Consider the following 20,288-nt stretch of genomic DNA (forward strand, 5'->3'; position numbering starts at 1 on the left):
GGATTATTTCTGGAATGTGTTTTTAAGTGTCGCGTAGCCCCAGTCGAGCCAGGGCATCAGGGCTTCAAGATCAGCGGTTTCCACCGTCGCACCCGCCCAGATCCGAAGACCCGCTGGCGCATCACGATAATGTCCGATATCGAGCGCCGCGCCTTCCGCCGCGAGAAGGTTGACGAGCTCTTTCGCTGCCTTTGGCTGATCTTCAGCGGGAAGCGCCGTGAACCAGTCATCAGTGATCTTGAGGCAGACCGAGGTGGTGGAGCGGATGGCCGGATCACCTGCAAGATAATCCACCCAGTCGGTTTTCGCGACCCAGTCGGAGATCACCTTGGCGTTGGCGTCCGTACGGGTAACCATACCTTTGCCACCACCAACAGTTTCGGCCCAGTCAAGCGCATCCAGCGCATCCTCAACCGCCAGCATGGAGGGGGTGTTGATCGTTTCGCCCTTGAAGATACCTTCAATGAGCTTGCCGCCCTTGGTCATGCGGAAGACCTTCGGGAGGGGCCATGCGGGGGTGTAGCTTTCCAGCCGCTCAACAGCGCGCGGGCTCAGGACCAGCATGCCATGCGCCGCCTCCCCGCCCAGCACCTTCTGCCAGGACCAGGTTACAACATCGAGTTTTTCCCATGGCAGTTCCATGGCAAACACGGCGGAGGTCGCATCGCAAATGGCAAGACCTTCGCGGTCGTCCGAAATCCAGTCGCCATTCGGTACCCGGACGCCAGAGGTTGTACCGTTCCAGGTAAAGACCGTGTCGCGGGACCAGTCGGTCGCGGCAAGGTCCGGGATTTCGCCATATTCGGCGTTGATCACTTCGGCATCGTTCAGTTTTAGCTGCTTGACCACATCGGTAGCCCAACCAGCGCCGAAGCTTTCCCACGCCAGCATAGTCACGGGACGCGCACCCAGCATCGACCAGAGCGCCATTTCGACGGCGCCGGTGTCGGAGCCCGGCACAATACCGATCTTGTAGTCATCGGGAATGCCAAGCAGCGCGCGATGTTTGTCGATCACGGCTTTCAGCTTGGCTTTACCCTCACCCGAACGGTGGGAGCGACCAAGACACGTATCTTCAAGATTTTGGAGGGACCATCCGGGGCGCTTCGCGCAAGGGCCGGATGAAAACAGGGGAGAGTTAGGGCGTCTCTCCGGACGCATTTGTACTGTCATAATAAACTAAACCTTCCAGTCTAGAGCATCCCGGTGGGGGGATGTGGCCCGCCGTTCATAGACAAAATTTCGCGGGCTATGTCAACGGGATTTTTTGCACTGCGACATTTTGCCGGATATTTGCGCTGAGAATGTCCGCTACCTGCATAAATATTCCGATAGCGACAGTGATTTTTCTGTGAAAGACAGAATCAATCTGATATTCCATCACGGCATTCGGGTATATCCCTGACCGCTTAGCCACCAATAGCGGCTATCAGTTCTGCATTAAGCCGGTGACGTAAAACTACCCGTCATTAAACCGAACGCCGACTATCTCCAATTTTTGTAAGCTCTACTAGCGGCTTCGCAGGCAAAGACGACTTAAGATTCCAGATCACTCCATTTGATCCGCAGTCGTTTCCCATTGGTTTTTGGAAGCAGTTTTCGATCAACTAGTCGATGGCAGATTTTAAAATCTTCATTGATATTCACAACTAGCAGCTCGTTGAAGTGCCCCTTCAGATCGACTAGCACTTCGTCACGAGCCTTAAAGGGCGTAATTGTCTTAACTTCGATGAAGTCATTCCCCAGTCGCCCATCGGATCCTTGAGCATAATTTTTATGAAGTTTGATACCGTATGTTATTGCACCGTACAATTCACCAATATCCCCGTAGACCTGCAAGTGCAGGCCGGTTTCTCGGTAATAATTTTCCGCAGTGGTTAAAAGCTGTTCAAAAATCGGTATTAGGGCGAAGTTAGCCTTGGGATACCTCGCCCTCCATTCCTTGTGCTGGATTTGCCGGTCTATTTCATCCCAGCTAACCCACTCATCACTATCCCAAAATGCGTTATCGGGGCCGAGCATGATATACCTCTAAAATATTTAAAGCTTCGGGTAATAGAAGCGTTAATAGCGCGACTATGCATCGATGAATTTAAACGATAGCCGTACTATATTTCTCACCTTCCTTACAGACGACCATCCTCAACTCATAATTGTAATTCAATCTAGGTGATTGTTACCCATAATAGAACAAACGTCTAAACAATCGCTTAATTGTCCCGGTGACAATTAAGGGCTGGTCAAAGGCATTGGGGATAGAGAGAATACGGGATAATCATACACTTGAGGTTGTTTCCCATGATTCCCAGCCAACGCCATCTATTCGAAATTCCGGATAACATCGCCTATTTCAACTGTGCGTATATGGGACCGCTCCTGAAAGCCGCACGGGCGGCTGGTCATATGGGAGTGGACCGCAAAGCCCTGCCCTGGAGCGTCTCGCCGGAAGACTTCTTCACCGAATCGGAACAGGCACGTTCGCTCTTTGCTCGGCTGATCGGCGCGGCAGCAGATGATATCGCGATTATCCCGAGCGCCTCCTATGGCACAGCCGTTGCCGCAAGGAATCTCCCGCTCAAAGCGGGCGAGAAAATCCTGCTTCTTGAAGATCAGTTTCCCTCCAATGTCTATTGCTGGACAGAGCGCGTGAGGGAAAATGGCGCCGAGATCATGACCGTTCCGGCTCCTGCCGACCATGACTGGACGTCCGCTGTCCTCAAAGCCATTGATGATAAAGTCGCCATTGCCGCCCTCCCCCATAACCATTGGACCGATGGCGCACTCCTTGATCTTGAGGCGATTGGTGCGAGGCTGCGGGCGCAGGGCGCGAAGCTGGTTCTTGACGTGACTCAATCGCTCGGCGCGATGCCGCTTGATCTTGAAAAGATAAAACCCGATTTCATGATTGCCGCGGCCTATAAATGGCTACTCGGTCCCTACAGCCTCGGCTTCATGTATGTCGCGCCGGAGCATCAGGGCGGCGACCCGCTGGAATATAACTGGCTCAACCGCAAGGGTTCGGAGGATTTCGCCGGGCTTGTAGAGTATGTCGATACGTATCAGCAGGGCGCGCGCCGATTTGACATGGGGGAACGGGCGAATTTTGCCCTGATGCCTATCGCGGTGGCGGCGCTTGAACAGTTACTGGACTGGGGTATCGCCAATATTCAGGAAACACTGACTCAGAAAACCCGCAACATCGCCGCGCGATGCGCCGATCTGGGCCTGACCTCCCTGCCCGATGACATACGCGCGGGGCATTTCCTCGGCCTCCGCCGCGATGGCGGCCTGCCAAAAGACATACTCGAACGGCTGCGGACTGAGGATATCCATGTTTCTGTGCGTGGGTCCAGCATGCGGATTACCCCTCACCTCTTCAATAATGAGGCGGATAGCGATAAACTGCTCGCGGCGCTGAAAAACATCCTGTAACGGAGATAAAAATGAACCTCAAGCGACTGGGCAACACGGGCCTTCATGTGAGCGAACTCTGCCTTGGTACCATGACCTATGGCGACCCGAAATGGCGGGACTGGGTGCTACCCGAAGACGAGAGTCGCCCCTTTATCAAGCGCGCATTGGAGCTCGGCATTAATTTCTTTGATACCGCCGATATGTATTCCGTTGGCGTATCGGAGGAAATTGTCGGCCGGGCCTTGAAGGACTATGCCAAGCGCGAGGAAATCGTGATCGCGACGAAGGTCTTCAACCGCATGGGGAAAAGCCCGCTCACCGGCGGTCTCTCGCGCAAGCATATCATGCATTCCATTGATGATTCCCTGAAACGGCTCGGCACTGATTACGTCGATCTCTATCAGATTCACCGCTGGGACTATGACACTCCGATCGAGGAAACACTGGAAGCGCTCAACGATGTGGTGCGCGCCGGCAAGGCCCGCTATATCGGCGCGTCTTCCATGTTTGCCTGGCAGTTCATGAAGGCGCTCTCGATCTCGGAGAAGAACGGCTGGGCGCGCTTCGTCTCCATGCAGAATGTCTATAACCTCGTCTATCGGGAGGAGGAGCGCGAAATGCTCCCCCTCTGTGAGGATCAGGGTATTGCCGTCATTCCATGGTCTCCGCTGGCGCGCGGCTTTCTCGCCGGCAACAAGAAAAAGGGAGCCGAGGGAGAAACCATCCGTTCACGTTCCGATGAAATGTCCAAGCGAATGCGAATCGGACAGGATGCGGATTACGACGTCCTTTCCATTGTGCAGGATATTGCCAAGGGGCGCGGGGTCACCCCAGCGCAGGTCGCCCTCGCCTGGGTGCATCACAGCCCCTCTGTCACCGCACCGATTATCGGGGCCAGCAAGATGTACCAATTGGAGGAAGCCGTTGCTGCACTTGATATCTCGCTGGAAGTAGAGGAACTCGCGCGGCTGGACGAAGCCTATGTCCCCCATGCAATTGCCGGGCACCGCTGATACGAACGTCATGACACTTGATATCGACAAACTCAGGGCTGAGACGCCGGGCACCCGAAACCGCCTGCATCTCAATAACGCGGGCGCGGCCCTGATGCCGCGCCCCGTGTATGAGGCAGTGAAAGATCATCTCGATCTGGAGCTGGCAATCGGTGGGTATGAGGCACATGCCCGCGGGCGGGCCGCGTTTGAGCGGACCTATGACGCCATCGCCGAGCTGATCAACTGTAGCCGCAGTGAAATCGCGCTTACGGAAAACGCGACAGTTGCCTGGCAGATGGCATTTTACGGCATGAAATTTTTGCCCGGCGATCGCATCCTGACGGCAGAGGCGGAATATGCCGCCAATGTCATCGCCTACTTACAGGTCGCGAAACGAACCGGAGTCAAGATCGACTTCGTGCCGAGCGATGAAAGCGGCCAGATGGATGTGGCCGCGCTCGAAAACATGATCGATGATACGGTAAAACTCATCTCCATCACCCATGTCCCGACAAATGGGGGCCTTATCAATCCGGCCGTGGAAATTGGCAGGATCGCTCGGAAACATGACATTCCTTATTTGCTGGACGCCTGCCAGTCCGTCGGGCAAATCCCGGTGGATGTGGCGGAAATCGGCTGCGACATGCTCTCGGTGACGGGACGGAAATACCTGCGCGGGCCCCGCGGCACCGGCTTTCTCTATGTCCGCAATAGCTTCATGGACAAGCTGGAGCCGCCGTTTCTCGATATGCATGGTGCGGAATGGACGTCGACGGACGGATATGAGATGCGCCCCGACGCCCGACGGTTCGAGAATTGGGAATTTAATGTTTCCGGCTTCATCGGTCTTGGTGTCGCTGTTGATTACCTGCTCGATCTCGGCATTGAGGAAACCTCGGCCCGGCTTTGCGCCCTCGCCGCGACTGCGCGGAAGAAACTCTCACAACTCCCCGAGATCACAGTCCGGGATATCGGCACAAGAAAAGGTGGGATTGTCACCTTTGATCACGTCACGAAATCAGCCGACGAAATCAAGGCCCATCTCGCGGAGCATAAAATTAATGTCTCCGTCACCGGTCTTTCCAGCACTCGCTTCGATCTTGAGAAACGGGGCATAGAGGCCATGGTAAGAGCCTCATTCCATTACTATAATACGGAAGAGGAAATCGACCGGCTTATCGAGATGTTGAACGAACTATAACACGCTCAGACAAACGGTCCCACCGTATGCCCATGATTAAGGGGGCCATGTCCCGCACCGAGGCCGGGCGCCTCAAAGATCGCATTTTCCACGTAGCGAATGGCCCGCGCGACCGCGTCCGGGATGGTTAGTCCCTGCGCAAGGCCAGTCGCGATTGCCGAGGAGAGCGTACAGCCTGTACCATGGGTATGGGGGGTATCAATTCGCGGGTGCGAATAGGTATGTATGCCTTCCGCAGAGACAAGAAGGTCGATGATTTCCGCGCCTTCGCTATGCCCGCCCTTCATCAACACGGCCTTAGGCCCCATATCCAGCAGGAAGCGACCTGCTTTCTCCATATCGGCAAGACTATTGATTTTCATGCCGGTCAACTGTTCCGCCTCCGGGATATTCGGGGTCAGCACATGTGTATGAGGGGCGATTAATAGAGACTTGATAGCCTCACTCGCTTCCGCCGCGATCAGGCTCGCGCCGCCTTTGGCAATCATTACCGGATCGAGAACGACCGGCGGCAATCTATCGAGCTGTTCGAACAGCTCGGCAACGGTTTCGATCACTTCCTTGCGATGGAGCATTCCGATCTTGATGGCATCGGCGCCAATATCTTTCAGGACAACATCAATCTGCTGTGCCACGAAAGGTGCGGAGACTTCCTCAATCGCCTCGACACCGAGCGTGTTCTGCGCCGTGAGTGCCGTTATCGCGGTGGCCGCATAGCCGCCAAGCGCCGTTACTGTCTTGATGTCCGCCTGAATACCTGCACCACCGCCGGAATCCGATCCGGCGATAACCAATACGCGCCCCTGCATAACTACCCCTTAAACTTTTATTCAGCCAACCGAGGCCGTAACCTCATTGACGATGTTATCGACAATCTCATTCACCAGACTGTCGTTTGTTCCCTCTCCCATCACGCGGATCAACGGCTCAGTACCGGATTTACGGATTAAAAGGCGACCTTCATTGCCAAGGCGGCTTTCACCGTCGCGGATGGCCTTTTGCACGGCCGCACCAGAGAGCGGATCACCCGCGCCATAGCGTACATTTTTTAGGATCTGCGGCCAGGGATCGAAATTATGGCAAACCTCACTTACCGGTTGTCCCTTTTCGACGATCACCGACAAGATCTGCAAGGCGGCAATCAGGCCATCCCCCGTCGTACTGTAATCGGAAAGCACAATATGCCCTGATTGTTCCCCGCCGACGTTGAAGCCATGCTCGCGCATATGTTCAACCACATAGCGATCGCCAACATTAGTGCGCGCAAGTGTCAGGCCAAGCCCCTCCAGGAATTTTTCAAGCCCCATGTTGGACATGACTGTCGAGACAATACCACCGCCACGTAGATTCTCACGGCTCTGCCATGTCCGGGCGATAAGCGCCATCAACTGATCGCCATCGATCATCCGGCCTTTCTCATCGCAAATCAGCAAACGATCGGCATCCCCGTCGAGCGCGATACCTAGATCGGCACCTTCCTCCACAACACGCTTGCACATGGCGCCCGTCGATGTTGATCCGCAGCCATCGTTGATATTTAAGCCATTGGGCGACACACCGATGGAGATGACATCGGCCTCCAGTTCCCAAAGCACCGTTGGCGCCACCTTGTAGGCCGCACCGTTGGCGCAATCGACAACAATTTTCAGGCCTTTTAAAAGCTGATTGCGCGGAAAACTGCTTTTCGCAAATTCGATATAGCGACCACGCGCATCGTCCAGCCGCTGCGCCCGACCGAGATTGACCGGTTCCGCCAGCACGATGTTACTGTCATCGATCAGGTCGGCCTCGATACTTTTCTCTACCTCATCGGACAGCTTATATCCGTCCGGGCCGAAAAGCTTGATGCCATTATCCTCAAATGAGTTATGGGAGGCAGAAATCATCACCCCGAGATCCGCGCGGAGCGACCGGGTTAGCATGGCAATCGCCGGTGTCGGCATCGGCCCAACCAGGATGACATCCATTCCGACAGAGGTAAAACCGGCGGTCAGTGCAGGCTCCACCATATAGCCCGAGAGGCGCGTATCCTTGCCAATGACGACGCGATGGCGAAAATTGCCACGTCCAGCGAATTTCTTGCCCGCAGATTTCCCTACTTTCAAGGCAATTTCGGCGGTCATCGGCTCTTGGTTGGCGGTACCGCGAATGCCATCGGTCCCAAAGTATTTTCGTGTCATAGTTCAACTCATTTGAGAAAATTTTGGCAACACCCTAACAGAAAACCCTTAAAAGATGTCTAAAAAGAGGCCGATTGAATTGCCTGCCATATTTCAAGGGCTTGGCGGGTCTCTTTAACGTCATGGACACGGAGGATATGAACCCCGGCAGTAGCCCCGTAAAGCGCCACTGCCACCGATCCGATAACCCGCTGCTTTGCTACCGGCTCATCTGTAAGTTGACCGATAAATTTTTTCCGGGATGCCCCTAACAAGACCTCACAACCGAGGGCGTGAAATTCTGGCAGCGCCTTGAGCAGGGAGAGGTTATGATCAATCGTCTTGCCAAAACCAATACCCGGATCGGTAATGATATTATCGCGTGATATGCCCGCCGCCTCGCAGACCGCAATGCGTTCCCGCAAATAGGCCAAAACCTCGGCCACCACATCATCATAAGTCGGATTGTCCTGCATGATCTTCGGATCCGCCAGACTATGCATCAGGCAAACCGGCAGGCCGCTTTTCGCCGCGAAATCAAGGCTTTCAGGGTCATACTCAAGAGCACTGACATCATTAATGATCGTCGCGCCCGCCTCGACCGCCGCGGCCATCACAGCCATCTTCCGGGTATCAATGGATATCGTCACCGCAAGATCACGGCACCCTTCAATAACGGGTACAACGCGCGCACATTCCTCATCAATGCTGATCGCGTCCGCGCCTGGTCGGGTACTCTCCCCGCCAATGTCAAGGATATCCGCCCCTTTTGCCACAAGCTTTCGGGCATGGGTAATGGCCGCCGTAGTATTAGAATGCTGGCCGCCATCGGAAAAACTATCCGGCGTGACATTGACAATCCCCATAATCCTGGGGCGCACACAGTCCGCCGTCTCTACTTTCGCCATAGAAGAAAGGCCCCGCTGTATCGCGGAGCCTTTTTCACTCTGTTTCATAGACCCGCCCTAGTTACCAGGTTGTGGTTCTGCTTCAAGTCCCGGACCATCTGGTTTTTTATGGCCATCGGCTTCGGGCACGGTCGAACTTGGACCCTTGTCAACGGGGGTATCAACATCTTCCGGACGGTTAATATCACCACCATCCATCAAAATCTTGATTTCATCCCCACTCAAGGTTTCATATTCCAGAAGTCCCTTGGCGACCCGGTGAAGCTGGTCCACATGGTCGTTCAGGATTTTACGTGCGGTCGCCTCGCCTTCCTCGACAAAACGGCGAACTTCCTGATCAATCAGCTGTGCTGTCGAGTCAGACACGTTCTTCTGCTGCGAAACGGAATGGCCCAAGAAGACCTCTTCCTGATTGGCACCATAGAGAAGCGGACCAAGTTTATCGGACAGACCCCATTCAGTAACCATCCGGCGCGCCATATCGGTTGCCATCTTGATATCACCGGAGGCGCCTGTCGTAACGGCATCATGACCGAAAATCATTTCCTCGGCAACGCGGCCGCCCATGGCCACCGCCAGATGCGCAAGGCACTGATCACGGCGCAGGGAATAGCTGTCTTTTTCCGGCAACCGCATAACCATACCGAGGGCACGCCCACGCGGAATGATGGTCGCCTTGTGGACCGGATCGGACGCCTTCATATGCATCCCGACCAGTGCATGACCACCTTCGTGGTATGCAGTGAGTTTCTTTTCTTCCTCGGACATCACCATGGAACGACGTTCAGCGCCCATCATGACCTTGTCTTTCGCTTCCTCAAATTCCTGCTGTGTTACCAGCCGGCGGGATTTGCGTGCCGCCAGAAGTGCCGCTTCGTTCACAAGGTTGGCAAGGTCCGCACCGGAAAAGCCGGGTGTGCCGCGAGCGATTGTGCGCGCATCCACATCCTGTGCAAGCGGGACTTTACGCATATGGACTTTAAGAATCTTCTCACGGCCAATGATATCCGGGTTCGGCACAACAACCTGACGGTCAAACCGGCCTGGCCGCAGAAGCGCCGGGTCCAGCACATCCGGGCGGTTAGTCGCCGCCAGCAGGATTACGCCTTCGTTTGTCTCAAATCCATCCATCTCCACCAGCATCTGGTTGAGGGTCTGCTCACGCTCGTCATTACCGCCGCCTAAACCGGCGCCGCGATGACGGCCGACAGCATCGATTTCGTCAATGAAGATGATGCAGGGCGCGTTCTTCTTGCCCTGTTCGAACATGTCGCGGACACGACTGGCGCCCACACCAACAAACATTTCAACGAAGTCAGAACCCGAAATCGTGAAGAAGGGGACATTTGCCTCACCTGCCACAGAACGGGCCAGCAGCGTCTTACCAGTACCGGGAGGACCGATCAGCAGGACACCTTTCGGGATCTTGCCACCGAGACGCTGATATTTCTGCGGGCTTTTCAGGAAGTCGACAACTTCTTCCAGTTCTTCCTTCGCTTCCTCAATACCGGCGACATCCTCAAAGGTGACACGGCCATGCTTCTCGGTCAGGAGCTTGGCCTTTGACTTGCCGAAGCCCATGGCCTTACCGCCGCCGCCTTGCATCTGGCGCATGAAGAAGATCCAGACACCGATCAAAAGCAGCATCGGGAACCAGGACAGAAGGGTTGCCATCAACATGCTGCCTTCTTCCTGCGGCGCGGCATTGATAACAACACCATGATCGCTCAGTTTGCTGACCAGCGTGCTGTCTTCCGGGGAGTAGGTGGTAAAGGAGCGGCCGTCATCAGTAACACCCTTAATATTCGGGCCCTGAATGGTGACATTTTTAACCCGGCCGTTTTCAACTTCATCCAGAAACGTCGAATAGGGCATCGACAGTCCGGCATTACGCGGAGAAGGATCATTGAAAATGTTGAAAAGCGCTACAACGAGTAATGCGATGATTACCCAGAGCACTATGTTCTTGCCAAAAAGATTCACGAAATTTTTTCCTTCCACGTCGGACTATGTCCGATCTGTCCGTCGTATGATGCATCCTGTATTCTGGATTAGTTCTAGATATAATCCGTTAACATCAAGTTCCAATAGGGCATTTTGTCAATCGACGATAATTATCACGAAATTGGGTCAGTCATCCAGTAAAATGCCCTAAATTGCATCTTGAAACGCTGATTAAAAACAAAATTATCAGTTTTATCTGTCAACAACAGGGGCGCCGCAACCATTTTATCTTCAATCCAGAGGGCAGGCAGACTATTTCGAACCTTTGCGGGAACAAACGGTAGCCGGCTCATATCCGAGAATTCCTTTATCTGGCGCCACCCCTCAGCACCGAGAGCGTCAATATAAAGTCCTTCGGGCAATTCTTCCCCAGGCAAGCTATCCGTGATCATGAACCGGTTATCCCAGATCCAATCCTCCTGCTCCGCCATCACCTTAATGTTCGGCAAACCTGCCCGACCGGGTTCCCGGCAAAACAACCAGCCATTTCCGGATTTCTGCATTTGGGCCCCGGCAATTGTGGCGCTTTTACCCGCCCCCTCCTTAAATAGCCGATGATAGAGTTGTTCAAGCGTCGAGAGCTTGATCCGCTGCCCGCCGCCGACACACCGCAGGAGCATGGAGAGAATACGGAGTGAAAGCTCCTCCGGGCAGTCATCAAGCATACGATCCGGCATCTGGATAAAACCAAGCGGACTGATCTCACATTCCGCCTGAATCTTTTGCCCAGCGAGCATCTCAAGACTGTTTGATGCTCTTTGCAGCCGCGCAAGAGACAACGCAATGGTCTCCATATTACTGCCCGGTAGTTGTTGCATCTCCGATAAGACCGCCCCGACACGCGTGCGTGTGTAAACCGGGTTTTCATTGCTCGGATCATCAATCCAACCCTGACTATAAGCGTTTAGGTACTCGCGTAGCACTGTGCGCCGAACAGTCAAAAGCGGGCGAAGCAGACGAAGGCGTCCCCATTCGCTTACCCCTTGAATGGCGGCAAGGCCTTCCAATCCGCTCCCCTTGGAAAGCCGCATTAACAATGTCTCAAGCTGGTCTTCCAGTTGATGACCGAGCAGCAATGCGCCTATGGCCTCATCTGTGCAGGCTTTAGCCATCAATTGATAACGGGCATTGCGCGCTGCTTCCTGAATACCGGATTTCGGATAGGGACCCTTCCAGGTAAGAACGCGCGTGGTAATCCCTCTGGCTTCAAGCCAGCGTTTGACTTGCCTTGCTTCCCCGGCAGCCTCTGTACGCAATCCATGATTTACGGTGAAGGCGGTAAGAATAACCCCTTCCCGATCCGCCCAGTCTTTCGCCAGCAAGGCCAAGGCCATACTGTCCGATCCGCCGGATACCGCCACAGCCAACCGTCGCGGAAACCCATGCGGTAAAAGACCCCGCATTGTCTCCGTGAAAATATGGGGCAGTCCGGAAACGGCCAAAGGGTCAGCCACGGCGGCGCATCATTTGCAATTGAATTTTTGTTTTTCCCGATCTGCGGTCTGTCGCAGTCTGGCAGGTATTTGATTGAACTGCTTATCCATCTGACCAAAGGTGGCGCAGGCTTCCTCCGTTTGATCCATGCGGCCAAGAGTCATGGCGAGCTTCAAAAGATTGTCCGCAGCCTTGGAACTATCCGGATAGTTCTGATACCCTTCAAAAAAAGCCGATGCGGCATTCGGATAATCGCCCCGGACATAGAATGTCTCACCCAGCCAATATTGGGCATTGCCGGCCAGATCATTATCTTTGTGAGTTTTCAGGAACTCGGTAAAGGCCGCCTCGGCATCGTCATAGCGATCCTGTCGCACGAGGGAAATGGCATAATTATACTGATCTGAGGCGGAACCTGCCGGCAAACCACCTCCCGTGGATGCGGTTGAAGCGACTGCAGTTCCCGTTGTCGCCGGAGCAGAAGTGGTGGCCGCCGTGCCGCTGTTGTTCGCCGGCAACGTACCCAGAACCTTGCTGCCTTCTGGCAAGCTGTCCCCGCCAATCACGACAGGTCCCGTTGACGACCCGCTTCCGCTGGTTCCGGAAGCAGTTGCCCCTGTTCCGGCGAGTGGCGTTGGTGCACCCGTTGCGTCCGTTGTGGCACCAGTTGTTACCCCAGGAGCCCCGAGGCGGCGCTCAATATCCGTCAGGCGGAAATCAACATCCTTTACCAGCTTGTCGAGGCGGGTGGTCATCTGATTTATCTTGAAGCTTGTTTCTTCCTGCGCGCCCGTCAGACGGCGCTGCTCTTCTTCAAGGGTACTGATACGCTGCAGCAAAAGCGCGAGACCATCCTGACTGACTTTGCCACCAGATGTTGCAGGCAATGTGGAACTGCTTGGTGCGGCGGGGCGCGGCGCCGGGGCGGCGCCACTATATACGGAACGCTGCATGTCCGTAACGTCCTGTTCCAGCCGGTTGATCCGGTCAACCAGTGCCCGGACCTCGCTATTGCTTTGTGCCAGCGCGAGTGTCGGCAGCATGAATGTTCCCATTGCCAGCATAAGGCAGGGGATCAGGAGACTCATTTTCCCGGAAGGACGAGCCTTCCCGGTTACGGTCCTTGAAACAGTCCAAATCATCGCGGCGCACCCTTTCCTCGATCCGTAGGGTATTTTTCACAAGATACCAAACTTGTTCGAAATATTGGCAATTTTATGATCAATATTTGGCGCTCCGTTATAACCCGGCCCGCCCGTCTCAAAAAAAACGCCCGCTGGCGTCACTAAACAAGTTAGTGCGACAGCGGGCGCCGGAATAGATGGTCGCGATTAGTTTACAACCGAAACCGCCCGTCTGTTCTGTGCCCACGCGGCCTCATTATGACCGAGAGCGACCGGACGCTCCTTACCATAGGAAATGGTCGAGAGGCGATCTGCAGAAATACCCAGGGTTACCAGGTAGTTCTTCACAGCCGTTGCCCGGCGATCGCCAAGCGCGAGGTTGTATTCGCGTGTTCCGCGTTCGTCAGCATTTCCTTCAATCACAAGCGTAACCGTGGGATTCGCTTTCAACCAGGCTGCCTGACGCTGCAGGGTTGCCTGTGCTTCACTATCCACGTCGTACTTGTCAAATCCGAAGAACACACGATCGCCGACATTAAGAACCAGGTCTTCCTGGCTGCCAGGCTTAACGGTAGTTGTTGTGGTTTCAGTAACAACTGTTGTTGATGAACCAGATCCGCTCGTCTGGGTAGTCGCGCCCCCACCTGAGCTGTCACCGGTTTCTGTTGGTGCCGTTTCACAAGCTGCAACCAGCAGCAGTGCTGTGAAAATACTTAAGGTTTTAAGGCCTAGATTGAGCCGCATGTAATTAACTCCCATCCTCTGGAAATCTCTGAACTTTGGGTATCTCGCGTTAAACAAGGATACGGAATGTATCTATGAGAAACTTGTAAAGATGGTCCCCCGAAATATTATAACATCGCAAACTATAGTGATTTGATCTCACCTATTCAAGTTATACGGTGGAGACCACGCCGGATCAGACCCGTCACCTGGCGTGATAACCTCTCGCTCGTTATATCCTGTAAGGTCTACTGACCACAAGCGAACTTTATCACTAGTGCCATCATTTTTACCCTGAATCTGGCGGAAGAACATCAATACGCGTCCGTTTGGCGCCCAGGTGGGGCCTTCGTTGTGAAAGCCTTCGGTCAAAATCCGTTCCTGCGAGCCATCAGTGCGCATGACACCGATGGAAAACTGTCCCCCGGTAAGCTTGGTAAAGGCAATCAGATCGCCGCGCGGGGACCAAACCGGTGTACCATAATTGCCACTACCGAAGCTGATCCGCTTCACATTTGATCCATCCGCGTCCATGACATAAATCTGCTGGCGCCCACCGCGGTCCGACTCAAAGGTGATTTGAGTTCCATCGGGCGAAAAGGACGGTGCCGTATCAATGCCGGCATAATTGGTGAGGCGCTTGAGCTCCCGTGTCCGTAAATCCATCAAATATATTTCAGAATTGCCGTCCTGCGCCATGCTCATCACAACCTGATTTCCCGATGGTGAGAACCGAGGCGCAAATGTCATGCCCGGAAACTCCCCAAGGATTTCCTGCTGCCCGGTATCCAGATTGTAGAGATACACCCGCGGCTTATTGTTGAAATAGGACAGGTAGGTCAGTACCTGCTGTGTTGGTGAATATCGGGGCGTCAATACCAACTCATTTCCACTGGTCAGGAACTGGTGGTTCTCGCCATCCTGATCCATGATCGCAAGGCGCTTAACCCGCCGATCCGCCGGCCCGCTTTCCGAAACATAGACAATGCGGGTTGAGAAATAACCATCTTCCCCGGTCAAGCGCTTGTATATTTCATCCGCAATCAGATGCGCGGTCCAGCGCCAGTTGGACGGCGGCGTCGTGTATTGAATACCTGTCAGATGTTGTTCCGCGAAGACATCCCAAAGGCGGAATTGAACATTGATCTGTCCATCCCCAAGTGCCTGAACAAGTCCTGTGGAGAGAGCCTGTGCGGCAATCTTGCGCCAGTTGGCGAAAACCGGCACGGCCTGTAAATCCTTCGGCTGCTGCAAATAAGCGCGCGGATCAATCGGCGCAAACAGGCCGGAGCGTTCCAGATCGGCGCGGATGACATCGGCCATCTGCTTGCCGATTTTTGCAGTCGCCTCGTTATCCGCATAAAAATCCGTTATCGCGATCGGCATCGGCTCGATATTGCCCTGCGTGATATCTATAACAAGCTCGGCCCGTGCACTGTTCGAAACGGACAGCACCAAGAGCAGGCCCATCAAGAAACCGGAGATTTTTTGTACTCTACCAATCATCATTCTTCCTATCACCTAGAACATGTCCTTCGGATTGAAATTCATCGTGACCTCGCGCCAGCTCTCATACTTTTCAGCCGGCAGATTATAGGGCTGGCATTGCAAGACTGCTCGCCGTGCACTATCCGAAGCCGCCAAAACATAAGGGTCATCCAATCCACCATTAACAATTTCCGGAGGTCCGTTCAATGATCCGTCCTGATTTAACTGAATTCGAATTGACACAACCAGCTCTTCCGCATCCACCGCTCCTGTCGGCACGTTCCAGCATCTCTGGACTTGCTGCCGTAGCGCATCTTTTTCGCTCAGCGTCAGCGGCAGGGAACTGTCCATAGCCTTGCTTGAGGAGTTCGGCACCTTTTCAGCAGAATTGGGCTTTTTTATGTCTGCTGTATCCTGAGACTTCGTCGCCTGCTCCCGCTTTTTCTTATCAAGCAGCGCCTTCATCTGATTCAAATCAAACGCCGGCTTTTTCGGCTCGGGCTTCTTCGGCTCGGGCTTCGGCTCAGGCTTCGGCTCTGGTTTCGGTTTAGGCTTTGGCTTGACCGGTGGCTTGGGGATCGGCTTCTTTTCTGCCTTCGGCGCAGGTTCGGGCTCCGGCTCCGGCTCAGGAGCAGGTTCAGGCTCTGGTTCCGGTTCCGGTTCAGGGGCAGGTTCCGGCTCAGGCTTCGGTTCGGGCGCAGGCGTTGGCTTGGGCTCCGGCTTTGGGGCTGGTTGTGGTTCCGGTTTAGGTTCCGGCTTGGGTTCCGGTTCCGGCTTTTCGATCTTCTCCGGCTCCGGCGCAGGTTTTGGCAGATTGGTAATATCAGCCACATCCACAATCTCGACATCGATGACAACCGGTGGCTCAAACAGCTTCGGGTCCGTAAACAACGGCAGGCCGGTATACATGATCACAAGGATCAGCATATGCAATACGGCCGAAGCTAGGGCGGACACTCTCATCAGTTGGAGGACCCCATACTAATTGTTGTCTTGTTGCGCGCCGCTGGCCGCTTTGCCGGGACCGGCAGAGATCATCGCAACGCGCTTGAAACCGGCGTTATGAATTTCGCCCATGACCGAAAGAACCCGACCGTAGCTCACATTGGTATCACCGCGTACAAAAATGCGCTGATCCTGCTTCGCGCCGGTCACCGCCCGGAGTTTGGGCACCAGGTTTACAAGTTCGATCTCCACATCCTCAAGGTATAGCCGCCCTTCCCCATCGACACTGATCACCAGCGGTTCGTCATTACCCTGAACCGTTGCGGCCTTACTGCTCGGAAGTTCCAGCGGTACGCCGACGGTCAAAAGCGGCGCCGTCACCATGAAAACGATAAGCAGAACAAGCATCACATCGACAAATGGCGTGACGTTGATTTCCGACATCTGGGTATGGCGTCGCCGCCTGCCCTTGCCGGTAAAGGCTTTATAATGATTGGCATCCATGATCAGTCGCCCAAATCAAGCTGGCGGGACAGGATGGCGGAAAACTCGCCGGCAAATCCTTCCAGACGGGTAATAATCCGCTGCAGATCGTTAGAGAACTTATTATAGGCAACAACAGCCGGGATGGCCGCAACAAGACCGAGCGCCGTCGCGAACAAAGCCTCTGCAATACCCGGGGCAACAACAGCGAGACTGGTATCCTTGGTGGCGGCAATCGACTGGAAGCTGTTCATGATCCCCCAGACGGTACCGAACAAACCAAGGAAAGTAGCCGTCGAACCGACAGTTGCGAGAAAGCCCAGATATTTCTCCAGCCGCTCGACCTCACGGTCAATGGTCACCCGCATCACCTGATGGATACGTGCCTGCAGACCCGTATGCGAATGCTTGCCAATCCCTTTCTCGGTTGAGCGGGACCATTCTTTCATCGCGGCGGCAAACAGCATGGCAAGCGGATTATCAGGGCTGGACCCGACCCGACGTTGCAAATCCTCCAGATTACCGCCGGACCAGAATTCATTCTCGAATTCATCCGCATCGGCCGTTATCCGGCGAAACCGAAGGATCTTGTCGATAATGATCGCCCAACTCCAGAAGGAGGCCAGTACCAGTACGATCATCACTATCTGCACAACAATATCGGCCTGAACAAACAGGCCGATCATTGATAAATCGTGAGCACCGCCGCCCATCTGGGTGACGACAATAGCATCATTTTCCATTTACTCTTCCCTGGCTAAAGTCTTCGCATATAAAGCCGAATCGCCCAAAATCGCATTAAACTTCTCATTTATGGCAGAAGAAAGACGCTGTGGCCTACCTTCTCTATCAAGGCAGGCGATGCGTACTTTTGTCTCCACGAGCAAGCCCCCATCACGGTATATATTCTGCGCCATCCTGAGGGACGCGCCGCGCAGATCGGTCACCGAGGTCACGATTTCGAGTTCATCTTCCATCTTAGCGGGTTTAAGATATTCTATTTCACAGGCGCGGACGACAAAATTCGCGCCCTCCTCTTCCATCATCGCCTGCTGATTAATACCGAGCCCCCGAAGCATGTCTGTTCGGGCCCGTTCTGTAAACTTAAGATAGTTGGCGTAATAAACGATCCCGCCCGCATCCGTATCCTCCCAGTAAACAGGAACCGGAAAGATATGCTGCGTCCCTTGAACTCCTGTCTCAAACCGGCCGAGCATATTACTTTTACTCATTCCGGCGCTCTTCATCGATGAGTGAGAGTTGCTCGCTCATCGTCTTCGGAAAGGACAATCCCAGATGATCAAATGCCGCCTTGGTCAGCATCCGTCCGCGCGGGGTGCGCTGCAGAAATCCCTGCTGGATCAGGTAAGGTTCGATAATATCCTCGATCGCATCGCGCGGTTCCGACAAGGCGGCGGAAAGAGTCTCCACACCAACCGGACCACCGCCGAAATCCTCGGCAATGCGGCCTAGGTAACGCCGGTCCATGCTGTCGAGCCCGCGTTTATCCACTTCAAGCCGGTTGAGGGCCGCATCGGCCTTGACCGCATCAACAAGATCTGCCCCGGCAACAGCGGCAAAATCCCGCACCCGGCGTAGAAGACGCCCGGCAACACGCGGTGTGCCGCGACTGCGTCTGGCAATCTCAATCGCGCCGTCTTCACTGAGATTGAGGCCCAGAACCCGGGCGCCGCGCGCCACAATAAGCTTAAGTTCATCCGGCTCATAGAAATTCATCCGCAGCGGAATACCAAAACGCTCCCGGAGCGGGGTCGTGATCAGGCCAGAGCGGGTCGTTGCGCCGACCAGCGTAAACGGTGGCAGATCAATGCGTACGGAACGAGCCGCGGGCCCTTCCCCGATGATCAGGTCAAGATGGAAATCCTCCATCGCCGGATAGAGAATTTCCTCGACCGCGGGGCTCAGGCGATGAATTTCATCAATAAAGAGCACATCGTTCTTTTCGAGGTTGGTAAGCAGCGCCGCAAGATCCCCTGCCTTGGTGATCACCGGTCCGGCAGTTGCACGGAAATTAACGCCAAGCTCACGCGCGACAATTTGAGAGAGCGTCGTCTTTCCAAGACCAGGAGGCCCAAAAAACATCACATGGTCAAGGGCTTCGCCGCGTGATTTCGCAGCCTGGATGAAGACGCTTAAATTCTCGCGCACCTGTTTCTGGCCGATAAAATCATCCAACACCTGAGGGCGAAACTGAGTCTCGATATCGTCCTGGGTACTGGACGCCGCGCTGACAAGCCTCTCGTCACTCATGCCGCAAGCTCCTTCAACCCGGCAGTTATCAAGGCCTCAACCGACGCGTCGGGCCCCAGGTTCCGTGCGGCTGCGGCAACCGCGCCAAAGGCATCCGCCCGGCCATAACCGAGATTGACAAGCGCGGACACCGCATCGCCAGCCGCAGCTTGTGCCGGTTTCGGTGCCGCTGCTGAGACTTCCGCATTAAAGGCAACAGGCCCCAGGTCCATCTTTGCGACCTTGTCTTTCAGCTCCGCCGTGATCCGGCCTGCAACTTTTGGCCCAACACCGGAAACACGGGTGAGCGCCGTCTTGTCCCCTGCCGCAACAACCTGCGTGAGTTCTTCCCCGCCATAAAGAGACAGAATGCCCAGCGCAACCTTCGCCCCCACGCCCTGCACGGTCTGCAGCAGATTGAACCAGGACCGTGCCGCCACGCTTTCAAAGCCATAAAGATGGATATGATCCTCACGCACATGGGTCTCGATATGAAGTGAGACAATGCCGCCTTTTTCCGGCAGGTTCCGGAGCATCCGTCCTGAACAGAAGACGAGATAACCGACGCCGCCGACATCAACAATGACCCAGTCTTCACCGATTTCGTCCAGTTTACCAGTCAATTTCGCAATCATGGCGCCCGTCCCGCCATCATGGTGGCTTTCTTAAGGTTGCGGTTACTTCCCGCATAATGAGCATGGCAAATAGCAACAGCGAGCGCGTCGGCCGCATGTTCGTTCGCAATGGTGCACCCCGGTAGAAGCATTCCCACCATCGCGTGGATCTGGTCTTTTCCGGCATGGCCCGCACCTACAACGGATTTCTTGATCTTGTTGGGGGCATATTCCTCAACCGGAAGACCATTGAGCGACGGAACCAGCAATGAAATCCCGCGCGCCTGACCAAGCTTCAGGGTCGAGACGGGATTCTTGTTCACAAAGGTTTCCTCAACCGCTGCCTCGGCAGGCTGCCAGTCAAGAATAACCTTGGAAATTCCGTCATAGAGCTGAACAAGGCGTTCAGAAAGGCTGAGATTACCATCAGAAGAAATTGCGCCATTGGCGAGATGCCGGAGGGTATTGCCCTCTGCCTCTATGATCCCCCAGCCGGTATGGCGAAGTCCCGGATCCAGCCCCAATAAACGCATGATAAAATTACTG

20 protein-coding genes are annotated in these 20,288 nt (G+C 54.6%); 3 read left to right on the forward strand and 17 right to left on the reverse strand.

All coding sequences use genetic code 11. The features are described 5' to 3' along the window. Positions 1 to 3: 3 nt before the first annotated feature. Positions 4 to 1,173, reverse strand: coding sequence for a phosphoserine transaminase (locus GQE98_RS15965; RefSeq protein ID WP_161316703.1), 1,170 nt, complete (start codon positions 1,171 to 1,173; stop codon positions 4 to 6). 363 nt (positions 1,174 to 1,536) lie between these two features. Beyond that, positions 1,537 to 2,022, reverse strand: coding sequence for a hypothetical protein (locus GQE98_RS15970; RefSeq protein WP_161316704.1), 486 nt, complete (start codon positions 2,020 to 2,022; stop codon positions 1,537 to 1,539). Between the two features lie 276 nt (positions 2,023 to 2,298). Here GQE98_RS15970 and GQE98_RS15975 point away from each other — a divergent pair, with 276 nt between their 5' ends. The 3 genes from GQE98_RS15975 to GQE98_RS15985 are packed head-to-tail and all read left to right on the forward strand — an operon-like array spanning position 2,299 to position 5,610. Beyond that, the gene (locus GQE98_RS15975; RefSeq protein ID WP_161316705.1) at positions 2,299 to 3,432 is read left to right on the forward strand and encodes an aminotransferase class V-fold PLP-dependent enzyme; all 1,134 of its coding nucleotides are present in this window, start codon (positions 2,299 to 2,301) and stop codon (positions 3,430 to 3,432) included. Between the two features lie 11 nt (positions 3,433 to 3,443). Further along, a complete protein-coding gene (locus tag GQE98_RS15980) occupies positions 3,444 to 4,427 on the forward strand; it encodes an aldo/keto reductase (protein ID WP_161316706.1) in 984 nt (327 codons plus the stop codon). Continuing rightward, positions 4,396 to 5,610 (forward strand): aminotransferase class V-fold PLP-dependent enzyme, encoded by a 1,215-nt coding sequence (locus GQE98_RS15985; protein ID WP_202526350.1) that lies wholly within the window; start codon positions 4,396 to 4,398, stop codon positions 5,608 to 5,610. Before GQE98_RS15980 ends, GQE98_RS15985 begins: the two co-directional genes overlap by 32 nt. 5 nt (positions 5,611 to 5,615) lie before the next feature. On the opposite strand, the gene thiD is transcribed toward GQE98_RS15985, so the two are convergent. The 15 genes from thiD to ruvC all read right to left on the reverse strand — a co-directional run bounded on the left by thiD (position 5,616) and on the right by ruvC (position 20,275). Beyond that, positions 5,616 to 6,419, reverse strand: coding sequence for a bifunctional hydroxymethylpyrimidine kinase/phosphomethylpyrimidine kinase (thiD, locus tag GQE98_RS15990; RefSeq protein ID WP_161316707.1), 804 nt, complete (start codon positions 6,417 to 6,419; stop codon positions 5,616 to 5,618). Between the two features lie 21 nt (positions 6,420 to 6,440). Then, positions 6,441 to 7,790, reverse strand: coding sequence for a phosphoglucosamine mutase (gene glmM, locus GQE98_RS15995; RefSeq protein ID WP_161316708.1), 1,350 nt, complete (start codon positions 7,788 to 7,790; stop codon positions 6,441 to 6,443). Positions 7,791 to 7,849: 59 nt separating this feature from the next. Further along, positions 7,850 to 8,725: a dihydropteroate synthase gene (folP, locus tag GQE98_RS16000; protein ID WP_161316709.1), complete on the reverse strand. Its 876-nt coding sequence runs from the start codon at positions 8,723 to 8,725 to the stop codon at positions 7,850 to 7,852. Positions 8,726 to 8,734: 9 nt separating this feature from the next. After that, the gene (ftsH, locus tag GQE98_RS16005) at positions 8,735 to 10,660 is read right to left on the reverse strand and encodes an ATP-dependent zinc metalloprotease FtsH (RefSeq protein ID WP_161316710.1); all 1,926 of its coding nucleotides are present in this window, start codon (positions 10,658 to 10,660) and stop codon (positions 8,735 to 8,737) included. A gap of 134 nt (positions 10,661 to 10,794) precedes the next feature. Beyond that, a complete protein-coding gene (gene tilS, locus GQE98_RS16010; protein WP_161316711.1) occupies positions 10,795 to 12,135 on the reverse strand; it encodes a tRNA lysidine(34) synthetase TilS in 1,341 nt (446 codons plus the stop codon). A 9-nt stretch (positions 12,136 to 12,144) separates the two neighbouring features. Further along, entirely contained in the window at positions 12,145 to 13,203 is a 1,059-nt protein-coding gene (ybgF, locus tag GQE98_RS16015) for a tol-pal system protein YbgF (protein WP_161316712.1), read from the reverse strand. A gap of 243 nt (positions 13,204 to 13,446) precedes the next feature. Next, a complete protein-coding gene (gene pal, locus GQE98_RS16020; RefSeq protein WP_161316713.1) occupies positions 13,447 to 13,983 on the reverse strand; it encodes a peptidoglycan-associated lipoprotein Pal in 537 nt (178 codons plus the stop codon). Positions 13,984 to 14,121: 138 nt separating this feature from the next. Beyond that, complete coding sequence (tolB, locus tag GQE98_RS16025; RefSeq protein ID WP_161316714.1) at positions 14,122 to 15,471, reverse strand: Tol-Pal system beta propeller repeat protein TolB; 1,350 nt, start codon at positions 15,469 to 15,471, stop codon at positions 14,122 to 14,124. Positions 15,472 to 15,483: 12 nt separating this feature from the next. Then, positions 15,484 to 16,413, reverse strand: a complete 930-nt coding sequence (locus GQE98_RS16030) for an energy transducer TonB (RefSeq protein WP_161316715.1) — start codon at positions 16,411 to 16,413, stop codon at positions 15,484 to 15,486. A gap of 18 nt (positions 16,414 to 16,431) precedes the next feature. Continuing rightward, on the reverse strand, positions 16,432 to 16,899 hold the full coding sequence (gene tolR, locus GQE98_RS16035) for a protein TolR (protein WP_161316716.1): 468 nt from the start codon (positions 16,897 to 16,899) through the stop codon (positions 16,432 to 16,434). Positions 16,900 to 16,901: 2 nt separating this feature from the next. Beyond that, on the reverse strand, positions 16,902 to 17,621 hold the full coding sequence (tolQ, locus tag GQE98_RS16040; protein ID WP_246157360.1) for a protein TolQ: 720 nt from the start codon (positions 17,619 to 17,621) through the stop codon (positions 16,902 to 16,904). Beyond that, positions 17,622 to 18,110 (reverse strand): tol-pal system-associated acyl-CoA thioesterase, encoded by a 489-nt coding sequence (gene ybgC / locus GQE98_RS16045; RefSeq protein WP_202526351.1) that lies wholly within the window; start codon positions 18,108 to 18,110, stop codon positions 17,622 to 17,624. Next, the gene (gene ruvB, locus GQE98_RS16050; RefSeq protein WP_161316717.1) at positions 18,103 to 19,149 is read right to left on the reverse strand and encodes a Holliday junction branch migration DNA helicase RuvB; all 1,047 of its coding nucleotides are present in this window, start codon (positions 19,147 to 19,149) and stop codon (positions 18,103 to 18,105) included. The genes ybgC and ruvB overlap by 8 nt, the downstream gene beginning before the upstream one ends. Next, positions 19,146 to 19,763, reverse strand: coding sequence for a Holliday junction branch migration protein RuvA (gene ruvA / locus GQE98_RS16055; protein ID WP_161316718.1), 618 nt, complete (start codon positions 19,761 to 19,763; stop codon positions 19,146 to 19,148). Before ruvA ends, ruvB begins: the two co-directional genes overlap by 4 nt. Beyond that, on the reverse strand, positions 19,760 to 20,275 hold the full coding sequence (gene ruvC / locus GQE98_RS16060) for a crossover junction endodeoxyribonuclease RuvC (protein WP_161316719.1): 516 nt from the start codon (positions 20,273 to 20,275) through the stop codon (positions 19,760 to 19,762). The genes ruvA and ruvC overlap by 4 nt, the downstream gene beginning before the upstream one ends. Positions 20,276 to 20,288 lie beyond the last annotated feature (13 nt).

Source organism: Sneathiella litorea (assembly GCF_009882915.1).
GTDB lineage: Bacteria > Pseudomonadota > Alphaproteobacteria > Sneathiellales > Sneathiellaceae > Sneathiella > Sneathiella litorea.